Origin of the sequence: Microbulbifer elongatus (assembly GCF_021165935.1) — a bacterium.
GTDB lineage: Bacteria > Pseudomonadota > Gammaproteobacteria > Pseudomonadales > Cellvibrionaceae > Microbulbifer > Microbulbifer elongatus.
This window is the reverse complement of the sequence record NZ_CP088953.1, coordinates 3,369,034-3,384,560: the sequence shown is the minus strand read 5'-3', so window position 1 is coordinate 3,384,560 and position 15,527 is coordinate 3,369,034. Positions and strand designations below refer to the sequence as shown.

Here is a 15,527-nt window from a genome sequence, read left to right as displayed (position 1 = left end):
GATTCCATTTCTAATTTATGCCTAGTTCCTCCCCGTCCCATTCCCCGCTTCCCCCGCGCGAAATTACGCTCGATGTGCAGGGCAATCAAATCGCTGCCCGGCAATGGGGAGATCCCGCGGGCGTTCCGGTACTGGCGTTGCACGGCTGGCTGGATAACTGTGCCAGTTTCGACAAAATGGCGCCGATGCTCAAAGGCCTCAACCTGGTTGCGGTGGACCTCGCCGGCCACGGGCAGAGTTATCACCGTCACCGGGACGCGAATTACACCATCTGGACCGAAATAGAGGACGTGCTGGCCATTGCCGACGCGCTTGGCTGGGCCCGGTTTGCCATGCTGGCGCATTCCCGTGGGGCGGTCATTGCCACAATTGCTGCGGCCACTTTTCCCGAGCGGGTTCAGCGGCTTGCGCTGATCGATGGGCTGGTGCCGCCACCGACCACCGATGCGGAGGCGCCGGAAACCCTGCGCAAAGGGATCGAGCAACGCGCACGCTACCGCGGGCGCCGCAGCCGGGTGTTTGAATCGCTCGAGGTGGCGGTGACCGCGCGCAAACACGGCCTGTTCAAATTGAGCGACGACGCGGCCCGTGCGCTGGTGGAGCGGGGTGTGCGCTCCTGTGAGGGGGGGTATACCTGGAGCAATGATCCCCAGCTGATGGCGAGCTCACTGGCCAAAATGAATGAACCTCAGGTGCGCGCTTTTCTCTCCCGGGCCACCATGCCGATTCGGCTGGCCCTGGGCAAAGAGGGTATTCAGGGGATGATTGAGCGCATTCGGCCCCTGGCTGAGCAGATGCCGAATTTAGCGTTGAGGGAGTTTGCCGGCGGCCACCACCTGCATATGGAGGACAGTGCAGAGGACATTGCGGAGTGGTTTTTACCCTTTCTCTGTGGCGGGGAAGGGCGGGCCGGTTAATCCGTTAGAAGGGGATTCGCTTGGAATAGCTGGCCTTTTGCATATCCCGCACTTCCACGGAGATTTCCGGAACATCCGGCGCTGCCTCGCACAGGTAGTTAAAAATCGCTGCGCTCAACGCTTCTTTCTGCTCTGCCGTGCGCCCTTCCAGAATGCGTACTTCCGCGTGAATAAACAGGTTGCTCGAGCCCTCATGGCTTTTGCCGAGCACGAAGTCCCGGTAGGGCAGGGCGCGGGTTTTGATCGCGCTGGCATTGAATAGCCCGGTCTCACTCATCGCCTGCTGGCCATTGCTGACCAGAGCGGGAATGGAAATACACTCTTCCAGTTTTTGCGAATACTCAATCACCAGATGGGGCATTGCCGGGCTCTCCAGTTAACTCTGCCAGTCAGGTCGCCGATTAAATCGCGCCAGATGATCTGGGACTAGCGGATCAGGGACAGGAACTCGTTGCGGGTGGCCTGCTGGCTGCGGAATGAGCCCAGCATCGCCGACGTTTTCATTACCGAGTTTTGCTTTTCCACCCCGCGCATCATCATGCACATGTGTTTGGCTTCGATAATGACGCCCACACCCGCGGCCCCGGTTACCCGTTGGATCGTCTCGGCCACCTGTACGGTTAATTGTTCCTGAATCTGCAAACGTCGCGCAAACATGTCTACAATGCGCGCCACTTTGGACAGACCCAGTACTTTGCCATCGGGGATGTAAGCAACGTGCGCCTTGCCAATAAACGGCAGCATATGATGTTCGCACATGGAGTAGAGCTCGATATCTTTCACCAATACCATTTCGCTGCAGTCGGAGGGGAACAGAGCGTCGTTGACAATCTCTTCCACCGTCTGATGGTAGCCGCGGGTCAGGTACTGCATGGCCTTGGCCGCGCGCTGAGGGGTGTCTTTCAGTCCCGGGCGCTCCAGGTCTTCACCAATGGCTTCGATAATGTGTGCGTAGTGTTCTTTCATCAGTATGCTTCCAACGTCTCGCCCGCGGGGTTGTTCTGCCATCAATACGCAAATGAACGGGCGTTCGATCACCGGTGAACCGGTGGGGACGGTCTCGCGACCAGAGGGTGCGCTACCCTAAGCCTTTGTCACACGGTAGTAAAGCGCCAAACTTTGAGGAATATCGCCAATGATAGAGAAACGGGAGTCCGATCTGCACGAATTGTGTACCGTGCTGGACTATATCCGCTGGGGCGCCAGCCATTTCAATGAAGCGCAGCTGTGGTTCGGCCACGGCACCGACAATGCGTGGGATGAAGCTGTCCTGCTGGTCACCCACGCGTTGCACCTGCCCGTGGACAGCAAGCCGGAAATCCTGTCCGCGCGGCTGACCATGCCGGAGCGGGAAGCGGTTATGGAAGTGCTGCGCAAGCGGGTCAATGAGCGCTTGCCCGCGCCTTATCTCACCAACGAAGCCTGGTTCTGTGACCTGCCGTTTTATGTGGACGCGCGGGTACTGGTGCCGCGCTCCCCGATTGGAGAGCTGATCCGCAACCGCTTTGAACCCTGGTTGCCGCAGGAGCCTCTCGCCATTCTTGATCTCTGTTGCGGCAGTGGCTGCATCGGCATTGCCTGTGCCGAGGCATTTCCGGAGGCGCGGGTGGATCTCAGTGATATTTCTTCCGATGCCCTCGAGGTCGCCCAGATCAATATCAATCGGCATCATCTCAATGAAGAGGTGCGCGCGGTACAGTCGGACCTGTTTGCTGGCCTCAAGGGTTGTAGTTATGACCTGATCGTCAGCAACCCGCCGTATGTGGACGCCCGGGATCTGGCGGAAATGCCCGCGGAGTACCAGGCGGAGCCGGGGCTGGCGCTGGGTTCCGGTGACGACGGTCTGGATTTCACCCGTCGCCTGTTACTGGAAGCGCCGGACTATCTGCAGCCGGAGGGAGTGCTGGTGTGTGAAGTCGGCAATAGCTGGGTCGCGCTGGAAGAAGCCTATCCGCGGGTACCGTTTTTCTGGCCAGAGCTGGAAGATGGGGGGCACGGGGTTTTCGTGCTGACCCGGGAAGAGCTGCTGGCCTGCCGCGCCATGTTTGCGGAGGCGGTTTGAATCTCCAGCGCCTCGTTGGAGAATCCTCTATAATGCGCGGCCTTTAACGAATAATTCACTGGGGTAGGGAAAACCGGGTATGTCGGGCAACACATTTGGCAAACTGTTCTGTGTCACCACGTTTGGCGAAAGCCACGGTCCTGCGTTGGGCTGTATTGTGGATGGCTGCCCTCCGGGACTGGAAATCTCCGCCGAAGAAATCCAGCTGGAACTGGATCGGCGCAAACCCGGTACCTCCCGCTATACCACCCAGCGCCGCGAAGCGGATGCGGTGAAGATTCTTTCCGGTGTGTTCGAAGGACAAACCACCGGAACCCCGATCGGTCTGCTGATTGAAAACACCGATCAGCGCTCCAAAGATTACGCCAATATCGCCGAGCAGATTCGGCCGGCCCATGCGGATTACACCTACTGGGCCAAGTACGGCCTGCGGGACTATCGCGGTGGCGGCCGTTCTTCCGCGCGGGAAACCGCGATGCGTGTAGCCGCGGGCGCGATTGCCAAGAAGTGGCTCAAGCAGCAGTTTGGGATCGAGGTGCGGGGCTATCTGTCCCAGTTAGGCCCGATCAAAACCGACAAGCTGGACTGGTCTCAGGTCAGCGAAAACCCGTTCTTCTGCCCGGACGCGGACAAGGTGCCGGAGATGGAGGCGTACATGCAGGCGCTGATCAAAGAGGGCAACTCCATCGGTGCGCGTATTTCCGTACATGCGAGCGGCGTGCCGGCGGGGCTCGGTGAACCGATCTTTGATCGCCTGGATGCGGATCTGGCTCACGCATTGATGAGTATCAATGCGGTCAAAGGCGTGGAAATCGGAGCTGGGTTTGCTTCCGTGGAGCAGAAAGGGACCGAGCACCGTGATGAGATTACCCCGGAAGGTTTTCAGTCAAACAATGCCGGCGGTGTGCTGGGCGGTATTTCCAGTGGTCAGGAACTGATTGCACATATTGCCCTGAAACCCACTTCCAGCCTGCGTATCCCGGGCAAAAGCCTCGACACCAACGGCAACCCGATCGAGGTAGTGACCAAGGGGCGCCACGATCCCTGCGTGGGTATTCGTGCGACGCCGATTGCAGAGGCGATGATGGCGCTGGTGCTGATCGACCACATCATGCGTCAGCGGGCGCAGAACGGGGATGTGGAGTTTGGCTTGACGATTCCGGCGGGCGACTCCGCCTGATTTGGGTTTGGCCAGGTATCCCTGTTAAAAAAGGCGGAGCGCCTGAAACGCTCCGCCTTTTTTGTGCCTGTCGATCGGTAATCGCGATTACAGGTGCAGGTTCAGACCGAGGTAGGGGCCCTTGATTTCCAGGTCGCTCTGCAGGGCGTCCAGCTCTTTGACGTCCAGGGTCATGGAGCGGTAACCGGCTTCGATGGCGAAATCCAGTGCGGGTACGAAGTCCCAGCGGATCTTGGCGGTCAGATCGGTGTGACGGTCGCCGTTATAGCTGGTGCCGTTGCCCTGGGCGATGATGGACCAGCCGGTGAAGGGCAGGTCGAAACGGGCTACGCCGTAAACCATGGGCAGAACCCCGGAGAGTTCGATCGTTTCCGTTTGCTGTACCGATGGGCAGGGGGCAGATTCCGGGATGCAAGCCAAGCCGATAACGCCGTCGCCCTGGAAGTCACCGTCGTACATACGGGCGGTGAGGCCGAGATCCAGGTTGACCCAGTTATCGAGGATCTCGTAATACAGTGTGGCGTCGGTATGGCTCAGCGTCATATTCGCGCTGAGCTCGGAGCCCGCCACAAAGGTTTCATCGCCGAAGGTTACGTTTTCGTCCAGGGTGGTTGCACCATTGGTTTCGATCTTGCTGTGCGCCACCAGAATATTCGGGATCAGGGGGATCGGGTGTTCCAGGGCTGCCTGAATAAAGGTCACGTTGTCTTCGGCGAGGGCAAATTCATCGACATTGAAATTGTCGACGCCAATGGTGCCGCTATAGGCGGGCTTCCAGGCACCCAGTGTTGCGTCGAAGCCGAGGATGGTGTCGGCACTGGCAGAAGCGGAGGCCAGTGCTGCGCAGATGGCCAGGGTTATTTTTTTCATGTGGAGTCTCTCCCGTTGAATTCTGCGGCGGATTCTACCGCCTTTTGATGAAGTTTCCCTGAACCGGCGGCCATTCAGCGATATTTCGACGCAATTTTGCGTACTGCTTGGCGTTCCCGTTGAACCGGACCTTGCGGCCGGGTCAGTCAGAGGCCGCGGGCTTCCTTGAACAGCAGCTGCTGCAGGGCATTGGCCGCATTGCTCAGGGTGCGGTTGCGGTGATAGATGATGCCCAGGTTGCGCACAATGCTCAGTTGCGGCATGGGCAGTTCGGCGAGGGTATCGTCGATCAGGGTTTTCGGCAGCACGCTCCAGCCGAGGCCGACGCCCGCCATCATCTTGATGGTTTCCAGGAAGTTGGTGGCCAGTTTGGCGGTCAGCTTGAGCCCGTGGGCGTCGAATTCCCGTTTGATCAGGCGGCCGGTGTAGGTGTTCATATCCGGCAGGATGGCCGGGTACTGTGCCAGGGCCGGCAGGTCCAGTTCGGGCATCTGTGCCAGCGGGTGGTCCGGGGCGGCCACCACCACGCAGGGGTCCGGCCAGATAATCTGTGCGTTGAGATTGGGGTAATCCTTCAGGGCCAGGGTGACCACCGCCAGCTCGTATTCACCGGCCATCAGTGCTTCATAGGCCTGTTCCGAGTCGAGAAAGTCGATATCCAGCGCCACATCCGGGTAGAGGTTGCTGAACTCGCGCAGCACCGGTGGCAGGTGGTGCAGGCCCACGTGGTGGCTGGTGGCAATACGCAGGCTGCCGCCAATGGTCTCGCCGAGGCTGCGCAGCTCGTGCTCTGCGTCGCTGACCTCGTTCAGGATATGGCGCGCGCGGGGTAACAGGGCGCGCCCGGCGTTGGTCAACTGTAGTTTGCGGCCGATTCGGTCAAACAGGGGGGTGCCCAGCTGCTGCTCCAGGGAGGCCAGGCGTTTGCTGACCGCCGGTTGCGTCAGGTGCAGCTGTTCCGCGGCCTCCGAAACGGAGCCCTGTTCTGAAATGGCAAGAAAGGCCCTGAGCCACTGGATTTCCATGATGCTTCTCTGAATGGCTGTTTTCGGGTATTCCAAAAACGAATGCGCCATATAATAAATATAAATTGATGTTATTCAAGGCTCCCCCTAGACTCCCGCATGTTATCCATAGAGGAGATGGGGCTATGGGCCATCCTGAGAAGCAAGAAGCGAATAAAAAACAGACGCTCTACGACAAGCTGTGGCAAGACCACCTGGTTAAAAGCCGCGACGACGGCACCGCACTGATTTACATCGACCGTCACCTGATTCACGAAGTGACCTCTCCTCAGGCCTTTGAAGGGCTACGCCTGGCTGGCCGCAAGCCCTGGCGCACCGATTCCGTGGTGGCTACCCCGGACCACAATGTGCCGTCCGACGCCGCCGAGCGCGCCGGCGGTATCGCCGGGATCCAGGACGAGGTGTCCCGTATCCAGGTGCAGACCCTGGATGAGAACTGTAAGGACTTCGGCATCGTCGAGTTCGGCATCAACGATCCGGGTCAGGGGATTGTGCATGTGATCGGGCCGGAAACCGGCGCGACCCTGCCGGGTATGACGGTGGTGTGTGGTGACTCCCATACGTCCACCCACGGCGCACTGGGCGCCCTGGCCCACGGTATCGGCACCTCCGAGGTGGAGCACGTCATGGCCACCCAGTGTCTGATTCAGAAAAAGATGAAGAACATGCTGGTACGCGTGGACGGTGAGCTCGGCCCGGGTGTAGCCGCAAAAGACGTAGTACTGGCCATCATCGGCAAAATCGGCACCGCCGGTGGTACCGGCTATGCCATCGAGTTTGGTGGTTCCGCCATTCGCGCCATGTCCATGGAGGGGCGCATGACCATCTGCAATATGGCCATCGAGGCCGGTGCCCGCGCGGGTATGGTGGCGGTGGACGATATCACTCTGGAATACGTGAAGGGCAAACCCTACGCGCCCAAGGGCGAACAGTGGGACAAGGCGGTGGAAAACTGGCGTCGTCTGCACTCCGATGACGGCGCGCACTTCGATGAAATCGTCGAACTGAAGGCGGAAGATATCGAGCCGCAAGTGAGCTGGGGAACGTCACCGGAAATGGTGGTACCGGTCAGCGCGGTAGTCCCGAGCCCGGCGGACGAAAGTGATGCCACCAAAAAAACCGGTATCGAACGCGCGCTGGAATATATGGGGCTGGAAGCCGGTCAGAAGATTACCGACATCAAGCTGGACCGTGTATTTATCGGCTCCTGCACCAACTCCCGTATCGAAGACCTGCGCGCCGCCGCCGAAGTGGCCAAGGGCCACAAAAAGGCCGACAGTGTGAAGCAGGTACTTGTGGTTCCGGGTTCCCAGTCGGTGAAGGCGCAGGCGGAAAAAGAAGGGCTGGACAAGGTGTTTGTTGAAGCGGGCTTCGAGTGGCGCGAGCCTTCCTGCTCCATGTGTCTGGCGATGAATGCGGACAAGCTGGGTGCCGGTGAACACTGTGCGTCCACGTCCAACCGCAACTTTGAAGGTCGCCAGGGTTACGGAGGGCGCACGCACCTGGTGAGTCCGAGCATGGCCGCCGCGGCGGCGATTGCCGGCCACTTTGTGGATGTGCGTGATATGCAGAAGAAGGAGGCGCACTGATGAAAGCATTTACCAAACATACGGGCGTGGCCGCGCCCATGGACCGCGCCAACGTGGACACGGATCTGATTATTCCCAAGCAGTTCCTCAAATCCATCAAGCGTTCCGGCTTCGGCCCGAACCTGTTTGATGAACTGCGTTACCTGGACGAGGGACAGCCGGGCCAGGATTGCAGTCAGCGTCCGGTGAATCCGGATTTTCCGCTCAACCACCCGCGCTACCAGGGTGCTTCCGTGTTGCTGGCGCGCAAGAATTTTGGCTGTGGTTCCAGTCGTGAGCACGCGCCCTGGGCGCTGGATGATTACGGTTTTCGCGCGGTGATTGCACCGAGTTTCGCGGATATTTTCTTTAATAACTGTTTCAAGAACGGTCTCCTGCCGATTGTTCTGGAAGAAGATGTTGTGGAACAGTTATTCCAGGAGATGTACGCGGAAGAGGGCTACCAGCTGACCATCGACCTGGAAAAACAACAGGTCATCAAACCCAGCGGCGACACCATCGACTTTGAGGTGGACGCCTTCCGCAAGCACTGCCTGCTGAATGGCTTGGATGATATCGGCCTGACTCTGGAAGACGCCGATGCGATTCGCGCCTACGAAGCCAAGCGCCGCGAACAGGCGCCCTGGCTGTTTGATGCCGTGAAGTAACAAGACAGAATAACTGGAAGACCCATGAGCAAAAAAATCATGATCCTGCCGGGCGATGGAATCGGCCCGGAAATTGTCGAGCAGGCGGTGGCGGTACTGAAAACCGCCGATGAAAAGTTCGGCCTGAACCTGGAATTTACCGAAGGCCTGATCGGCGGTGCCTCCATCGATGCCCACGGCGAACCGCTGACCGATGCGGAACTGAAAAACGCCGGTGACTGCGATGCGGTATTGCTGGGCGCCGTCGGCGGTCCCCAGTGGGACACCCTGGACCGCGCCATTCGCCCGGAAAAAGGCCTGCTGAAAATTCGCAGCGGCCTGGGTCTGTACGCCAACCTGCGTCCGGCCATTCTGTATCCGCAGCTGGCCGACGCTTCCTCCCTCAAGCCGGAAGTGGTCTCCGGCCTGGATATTCTGATCGTGCGCGAGCTCACCGGTGGTATCTATTTCGGTGAGCCCCGCGGCATCAAGACGCTGGAAAACGGCGAAAAGCAGGGCTTCAATACTTACGTGTACAAAGAGTCCGAGATCGAGCGTATCGGTCGCACCGCGTTCGAGGCGGCCCGGAAACGCGGCGGCAAGCTGTGTTCCGTGGACAAGGCCAATGTGCTGGAAGTGACCGTACTGTGGCGCGAAGTGCTGGACCGCCTGGCCCCGGAATACCCGGACGTCGAGCTGTCCCACATGTACGTGGACAACGCGGCCATGCAGCTGGTGCGTGCACCCAAGCAATTTGATGTGATGGTGACCGGCAATATGTTCGGTGACATCCTGTCCGACGCCGCCGCCATGCTCACCGGCTCCATCGGTATGCTGCCGTCGGCCTCCATGAACGAATCCGGCTTTGGCCTGTACGAGCCCTGCCACGGCAGTGCGCCGGATATCGCAGGGCAGGGTATCGCCAACCCGCTGGCCACCATTCTTTCCGCCGCCATGATGCTGCGTTACTCCCTGAATATGGGCGACGCGGCCGACGCCATCGAGGCGGCAGTGAGCAAGGTTCTGGATCAGGGACTGCGCACCGCGGACATTTACACGGACGGCTGTAAAAAAGTCTCCACTGCGGAAATGGGCGCAGCAGTGGTGGCCGCTTTCTAATACGGCAAGCCACCAGTCAATGTCATCCCGGCCAGCCGTCATCCCGGCGAAGGCCGGGATCCAGTAAACAGATTAACCAACAGGGTAATGAAATGAACAAGGTAGGATTCGTAGGCTGGCGCGGTATGGTCGGCTCCGTTTTGATGGGCCGCATGCTGGATGAAAACGACTTCGCGCATATTGCCGAGCCGGTATTTTTCTCCACATCCAATGCCGGTGGTAAAGCGCCGGAAATTGGCAAAGAAGTCGCGCCCCTCAAAGACGCCTACGACCTGGACGCTTTGGCCGAGCTGGACGCTGTTGTCAGCTGTCAGGGCGGTGATTACACCAAAGAAGTGTTTGGCAAGCTGCGCGAAAAAGGCTGGGACGGTTACTGGATCGACGCTGCCTCCAGTCTGCGGATGAACGACGACGCCATCATTGTGCTGGATCCGGTGAACCGCGATGTGATCGACAACGGTATCGAGTCCGGTGTGAAGAACTATATCGGTGGTAACTGCACCGTGAGCCTGATGCTGATGGGCCTCGGCGGCCTGTTCAAAGAGGGCCTGGTGGAGTGGGTAACCGCTCAGACCTACCAGGCAGCCAGTGGCTCCGGCGCCAAGCATATGCGTGAGCTGATCTCCCAGATGGGCAGCATTCGCGATGGCGTCGCCTCTGAACTGGCGGACCCCGCCAGTGCCATTCTGGAAATCGACCGCAAAGTGGCGGAAAACATGCGCAGCAGCGACTTCCCCACCGCGCAGTTCGGCGAGCCGCTGGCCGGTAGCCTGTTGCCGTGGATCGACACCCAGCTGGAGTCCGGCCAGAGCCGCGAAGAGTGGAAGGCCCAGGTGGAGGCGAACAAGATTCTGCGCACCGACAGCACCGTGCCCGTGGATGGTACCTGTGTACGCATCGGCGCCATGCGCTGCCACAGCCAGGCATTCACCGTGAAGCTGAAAAAAGACCTGCCGCTGGAAGAGATCGAGAAAATCATCGGCTCTGCCAACGACTGGGTAAAAGTGGTGCCTAACGACCGCGAAGTGACCCTCAAAGAGCTGACCCCGACTGCGGTTACCGGCAAGCTGGATATCCCGGTGGGCCGTCTGCGCAAACTGAGCATGGGTGGCGAATACCTGAACGCCTTCACCGTTGGTGACCAGCTGCTTTGGGGGGCCGCCGAGCCGCTGCGCCGCGTGCTGCTAATTTTGCTTGGTAAGCTTTGATTTGCTAGCCAGAGCTTAGCTGCCTGAGCGAAGGTGCCGATATCGGGTAACACCTTGTGAGACCTTCCGCGAGAGGGACCTCGCGGAAGAGCCCCCAGGGATGGGTTGAGGGGGGGCGCCTAGCCCGTGTCTCACAAGGTGTTACCCGGCAGCGGCACCGCCACTGAACTTCGCAATTGCGTGTCCCAGTGTCATATATCCCCCCTGACAGCTTCCCCCCTGACTCTCCACGAGTATAATCCCCCGCAATTTCAGACTGCTGCTTTAGTGGTCGACCTGGCTGAAAAGCATTCGAAAATACACGTGAGTACAAATATGACCGAATCCACCCGGGAACTGGTGATCGTTGGTGTTGGCAGCGCGCCCTTTGACGCGCTGCTGGAGATCCTGGAAGAGCGCAAGACCGTCACCCCGGGCCAGCTCAAGCTGGTGATTGACGACGAAGCCGAAGTCGATCCGCAGGTATTCGCAAATCGCAGCGTCGCGGTCACCGCCATCAAAGACTTCACTTTTGCACCGGAGCAGGTTGTGCTGCTTCTGACCGCCGGTGAAACCGCCACGGCGGCCCTTGCCAAGGCCGAGGAGGCCGGTGCCTGGATAGTGGATGCGGCGGGTATTACCCGGGGTGACGAAAGTGTTGCCTTGATTCACCCGCTGCTGAACAGCGCGGAACTCAATCAGCGGGATGAAAGCGATCGCAAAGTGATCGCCGTGCCCGGTGCCGGTGCCGCCATGCTGGCCGAGGCGTTGTTTCCGCTGAAGTCGCAGCTGCAGTCGGTGGAAGTCGTGCTGAACCAGCCGGTGTCCGCGCTGGGCAAAAGCAGCGTGGATGCAGCCGCCGCACAGACCGCGCGTCTGTTTAATGGTCAGGACCCGGACGTGGACGAAGCAACCGGCCAGCGTCTCGCGTTCAACCATCTCAGCTCCGCTGAGGCACTGCTGGAAAGTGGGCATAATTTCAGCGAACTGGCACTGGTGCTGGAGTTGCGTCGCCTGCTGGGTGAAGACGTGGCACTGGATGCAAGCATCAACACAGCCTCGGTGTTTCACGGTCAGCTGGCGAATATCAGCGTGCAGTTGAAAGAGCAGCTGGCGCTCGAAACAGTACGCGGTTTATTGACCAATGGCGCGCGCCTGGAAGTACGTGAGCGCCCGTCGGCACAGGATGCCGTCGGTAGTGAGAGTACGCTGCTGGGACGTCTGCGCAGCGGGTTGATCAATCCGCGTCAGGTCGTTTTTTGTGCGGCATCCGACAATTTGCGTAAAGACGTCGCAATTAACTGTGTACAGATTGTCCACTTGTTGCTAAAAACCCATTGATATTTAATACTTAGCGGCCTTTCTGAAGGTTTCTTCTTAACTTTGACCCTTTCGGGGCATGGCGGCGCTTGGGGGTGTGGCCAGTAGTGTTAAGCGGCACTTCGGATAGGCCACGTCTTTTTCGGGGGGTGACTCTTTCGCCAGCGCTTGCTGGTTAATCGAAGAAAGTTTCGCCGGAGAGTAGAGCCTGGTGTCTCAGCGCCGGTTCTTTTTGAGTAATTTTTGTGCATTAAAAGTGGCACAAGTCGGAAACTGTTGGTTGCTTGGAATAAGCTGGGTGATTTTTGAGCAGTTTGCCGGCGTGATTCTAACAATAAAGGGAATCGGATATGCGTGTGCAAAAGCTGGCACTTGCGGTGGGTCTAGTCAGCGCACTGGGTGGCAATGGGGCTCTGGCGCTTGGTCTGGGTGAGATCAAGCTGAATTCAACACTCAATCAGCCACTCGATGCAGAGATCAAACTGCTGCAGACCCGTGGCCTGGGCGAAAATGAAATCAAGGTTCGCCTGGCGAGCACCGAAGATTTTGAGCGCGCTGGCGTCGATCGGGGCTATGCCCTCGACGGGATCCGCTTCGACGTGGATTACTCCAGTGGCCAGCCCGTGGTGCGTATTACCAGCCGTACGCCGATTCGCGAGCCCTTCCTGAACTTCCTGGTGGAAACCCGCTGGCCCAGCGGCCGTCTGTTGCGGGAATACACCCTGCTGATGGACCTGCCGGCCTTCTCCACCAATACCGCGTCGCAGCCTGTACGCGCCGCGGAGCGCGAGCGCCAGCAGGTGCAGCGCAATGCGCCGGTGCAGAAACCGATCCAGCCCACCGTGCAGCGCACGCCAGAGCCGGTTCAGGCTCCCGCTGAGCCGCCGGCCGCAGAATACACCGCCCCTCAGGAGACCGTTGCGCAAGAGCCGCAACAGCCTGTGTACGAGGAGCCGGCGGAAAGCTATAGCGAACCGCAGACGGCCAGTGATTCTGGCAGCCGGGTATACGGCCCGGTGGAAGCCAATAAAACCCTGTGGGAGATTGCCCGCGACAGTCGCGAGTCCCGCGATCTCTCCGTGCAGCAGACCATGCTGGCGATCCAGCGCCTCAATCCCGAGGCCTTTATCAACAACAATATCAATCTGCTGAAGAAGGGCGCAGTACTGCGTCTGCCCACTGCAGATGAGGTGCGCAACCTCACGCTCACCGAAGCGGTTACCCAGGTCGCCACCCAGAACGATGCCTGGCGCGAGCGCGTGGCGGATACCGATGTGACCGGTGCACCGCTGGATGCCCGTGCCTCCGTCGAAGAAACCGTCGAAAGCGATGCGTTGGAAGGTCGGGTGTCGCTGGCGGCGCCTGGTGATAATGAATCGGTACTGTCCGGCTCCGGCAGTGGTTCCAGCGAAAGTGACGCGCTGGAAGGTGAGCTGGCGGTGACCGAGGAAGAACTGGATAAATCCCGCCTCGAAAGTGCCGAGCTGCAGGAGCGTATTGGCGAGCTCAATGAGCAGATCGATACCATGGAGCAGCTGGTTGAAGTCTCTAACGAAGAGCTGCAGGCGGTACAGGCGGCGGCAGAGCAGACCAACGACGCGCTGGAGACAGAGGCGGGTGTTGATGGACTCGAAGCCGAGATCGAGGCCGGGCTGGAAGCGGACGCCTCTGGTGAGAGCGTGGTCGAAGACGGTTCCGCCATCGATGATGCTGCCATGGCCGGTGATGCGGGTGTAGACACCGGCGAACCGGAAGTGACCGAGACCGTGGAAGCTGCACCGGAAGTGGCGCCGGCACCCGAGCAGGAGCCGAGCCGCAATCGTGTCGTCGTGCAGACGCGCCCTGAGCCCACTCTGGTTGAGCGGATCATGGACAACATTGTGCCGATCGGTATTGGCGCAGGTGCGCTGCTGGCCGGCCTGTTCGGATTTATGAGCTGGCGTCGCCGCAAGGAAGAAGAGGAGGCCATTCGTCAGGTCGAGGCGGAGATGGCGGCGGAGCGCGCACAGGAAGAAGCGCCTGAGGAAGCCTTTGAAGACGACACTCTGGTTGCCGTTGAAGAGTTCGAAGCCAACGACAATTTTGATATCGACCAGCTGAGTGAAGTGGAAACCGACGATCCGGTGGCGGAAGCGGAAATCCACCTGTCGCTGGATCAGTATCAGGAAGCGGAAGCGAAATTGCTGGCAGGCCTCAAATCTGCACCGGAAAATGTGGATGCGCGGCTGATGCTGCTGGAAGTGTACGCACACCAGCAGGACGGGAACCAGTTTGATGAGCACTACCGTCAGTTGCTGAGCTACAGCGATGGCCCGGCAGCGGACCGCGCCGCGCGCCTGCGGGAAACCATTGCCGGTATCGGTGCTTTTGTTGCACCGGAAAATGATTTTTCCAGTGAGTCGCTGGAAGCCGCACAGCTCGACGATATGGGTGCTGACTTCGACACTAGCGAAGTGAGCTTTGATGATCTGGATGAGTTTTCGACCGCCGGTAACAGCGGTGACACGGTTATCCAGAACAGCGAGAGCGATCTGGAGTCTCTGGACGATCTCTCTCTGGATCTGGGCGGCGAAGAGTCCGCGGCGACGGCCTCGGAAGATGAGTTTGCGCTCGACCTGGATCTGGGTGACGACCTGTCTTTGGACGGACGGGCGGATACGGCAGAAGTGCAGGACGCGCAGCCGGCGGAAGAAGAGTTCTCCCTGGACCTGGGAGATGACCTGGGGTCGGAAGCGGACAAGTCCGCAGAAAGCAGCACCACAGAGACCAGTCAGGAAGCCGATGATTTCAATCTCGATGATCTGATGGCCGACGGTGAGCTCGACCTGGAGAGCCTGGAAAGTCTGGATCTGGATGGCGATTTCGACATGGCCGCCAGCGACGAGGTGCCGGTGGCGGAAGAGGCTCCGGTCTCTGCTTCCCCCGAGGCGGACGCGAATGACGGCGGTCTGGAATTCGACCTGGACCTGACGCCGATGGACGACGCCGACGAAACGTCTGCGGAAGATGACGCGGTGGCCGCGCCGGAAGCGGAGTCCTCCCAGGACGAGCTGGCGTTCGGTGCCCTCGAGAGCGAACTGAGTGGTGATCTGGAAGAAAGCTTCGGTGATGACCTCGAGGGTCTGGATCTCGATAGTATCGACCTCGGTGACTTTGAGCTGGAAGGAGAGGCTGAAGCGCCTGCCGCCGCGAGCCCCGCCCAGTCGGAAGCCGCCAGCGAGCAGGATCTGGACCTGGCTGTGGTCGAGGAGCCCGCAGCACCGAGCCCCGCTGCCAGTACGCCGCCCGCAAAGGAGTCGTCTGCTGAACTGGGTGATCTGAGCTTTGATCTGGAAGGTGATCTGGATTCCGAGCTGAACCTGCTGGAAGGCAGCGACGAAGTCAGCACCAAGCTGGAACTGGCGCAGGCCTACCTGGACATGGGCGACAAAGATGGGGCCCGGGAAATCCTCGGCGAAGTCGTTGAGGAAGCGGCCGGGGAACACCAGCAGCGGGCCAAGGAGATGCTGGAGCGCATGAGCTGATTGCTCGGGAGCGCTAACGCCGATTGATTCGATTTTCACGCTGTCTACAGCAACAACACTTTGACCCCGCTTTTGCGGGGTCTTCTTTTTTCCGGGCCAGTGTTCTGG

Annotated in this window: 13 protein-coding genes; 9 read left to right on the top strand and 4 right to left on the bottom strand. The window is 59.6% G+C overall.

Annotated elements, in window-relative coordinates:
* The first annotated feature begins 74 nt into the window (after positions 1 to 74).
* On the top strand, positions 75 to 917 hold the full coding sequence (locus tag LRR79_RS14050; protein WP_231757815.1) for an alpha/beta fold hydrolase: 843 nt from the start codon (positions 75 to 77) through the stop codon (positions 915 to 917).
* Positions 918 to 921: 4 nt separating this feature from the next.
* On the opposite strand, the gene LRR79_RS14045 is transcribed toward LRR79_RS14050, so the two are convergent.
* Positions 922 to 1,278: a 5-carboxymethyl-2-hydroxymuconate Delta-isomerase gene (locus LRR79_RS14045; RefSeq protein ID WP_231757814.1), complete on the bottom strand. Its 357-nt coding sequence runs from the start codon at positions 1,276 to 1,278 to the stop codon at positions 922 to 924.
* A 65-nt stretch (positions 1,279 to 1,343) separates the two neighbouring features.
* Entirely contained in the window at positions 1,344 to 1,883 is a 540-nt protein-coding gene (gene folE / locus LRR79_RS14040) for a GTP cyclohydrolase I FolE (RefSeq protein WP_231757813.1), read from the bottom strand.
* A gap of 169 nt (positions 1,884 to 2,052) precedes the next feature.
* Between folE and prmB the strand changes: the two genes are divergently transcribed.
* Positions 2,053 to 2,979 (top strand): 50S ribosomal protein L3 N(5)-glutamine methyltransferase, encoded by a 927-nt coding sequence (gene prmB, locus LRR79_RS14035; protein ID WP_231757812.1) that lies wholly within the window; start codon positions 2,053 to 2,055, stop codon positions 2,977 to 2,979.
* Between the two features lie 79 nt (positions 2,980 to 3,058).
* Entirely contained in the window at positions 3,059 to 4,159 is a 1,101-nt protein-coding gene (aroC, locus tag LRR79_RS14030; protein WP_231757811.1) for a chorismate synthase, read from the top strand.
* An 87-nt stretch (positions 4,160 to 4,246) separates the two neighbouring features.
* Here aroC and LRR79_RS14025 read toward each other — a convergent pair whose 3' ends face one another.
* Entirely contained in the window at positions 4,247 to 5,029 is a 783-nt protein-coding gene (locus LRR79_RS14025) for a TIGR04219 family outer membrane beta-barrel protein (RefSeq protein WP_231757810.1), read from the bottom strand.
* Between the two features lie 146 nt (positions 5,030 to 5,175).
* Positions 5,176 to 6,054 (bottom strand): LysR family transcriptional regulator, encoded by an 879-nt coding sequence (locus LRR79_RS14020; RefSeq protein WP_231757809.1) that lies wholly within the window; start codon positions 6,052 to 6,054, stop codon positions 5,176 to 5,178.
* Positions 6,055 to 6,179: 125 nt separating this feature from the next.
* On the opposite strand from LRR79_RS14020, the gene leuC reads away from it, so the two are divergent.
* From leuC to LRR79_RS13990, 6 genes are all read left to right on the top strand, one after another.
* Positions 6,180 to 7,643, top strand: coding sequence for a 3-isopropylmalate dehydratase large subunit (gene leuC / locus LRR79_RS14015; protein WP_231757808.1), 1,464 nt, complete (start codon positions 6,180 to 6,182; stop codon positions 7,641 to 7,643).
* The gene (leuD, locus tag LRR79_RS14010) at positions 7,643 to 8,290 is read left to right on the top strand and encodes a 3-isopropylmalate dehydratase small subunit (RefSeq protein ID WP_231757807.1); all 648 of its coding nucleotides are present in this window, start codon (positions 7,643 to 7,645) and stop codon (positions 8,288 to 8,290) included. Before leuC ends, leuD begins: the two co-directional genes overlap by 1 nt.
* A gap of 24 nt (positions 8,291 to 8,314) precedes the next feature.
* Positions 8,315 to 9,388 carry a 3-isopropylmalate dehydrogenase gene (gene leuB, locus LRR79_RS14005; protein WP_231757806.1) on the top strand — a complete coding sequence of 358 codons (1,074 nt, stop codon included), beginning with the start codon at positions 8,315 to 8,317 and terminating at the stop codon, positions 9,386 to 9,388.
* A gap of 92 nt (positions 9,389 to 9,480) precedes the next feature.
* Complete coding sequence (asd, locus tag LRR79_RS14000) at positions 9,481 to 10,596, top strand: aspartate-semialdehyde dehydrogenase (protein ID WP_231757805.1); 1,116 nt, start codon at positions 9,481 to 9,483, stop codon at positions 10,594 to 10,596.
* A gap of 315 nt (positions 10,597 to 10,911) precedes the next feature.
* Complete coding sequence (locus tag LRR79_RS13995) at positions 10,912 to 11,916, top strand: Asd/ArgC dimerization domain-containing protein (protein WP_231757804.1); 1,005 nt, start codon at positions 10,912 to 10,914, stop codon at positions 11,914 to 11,916.
* Between the two features lie 329 nt (positions 11,917 to 12,245).
* Positions 12,246 to 15,419 (top strand): FimV/HubP family polar landmark protein, encoded by a 3,174-nt coding sequence (locus LRR79_RS13990; RefSeq protein WP_231757803.1) that lies wholly within the window; start codon positions 12,246 to 12,248, stop codon positions 15,417 to 15,419.
* Positions 15,420 to 15,527: the final 108 nt, after the last annotated feature.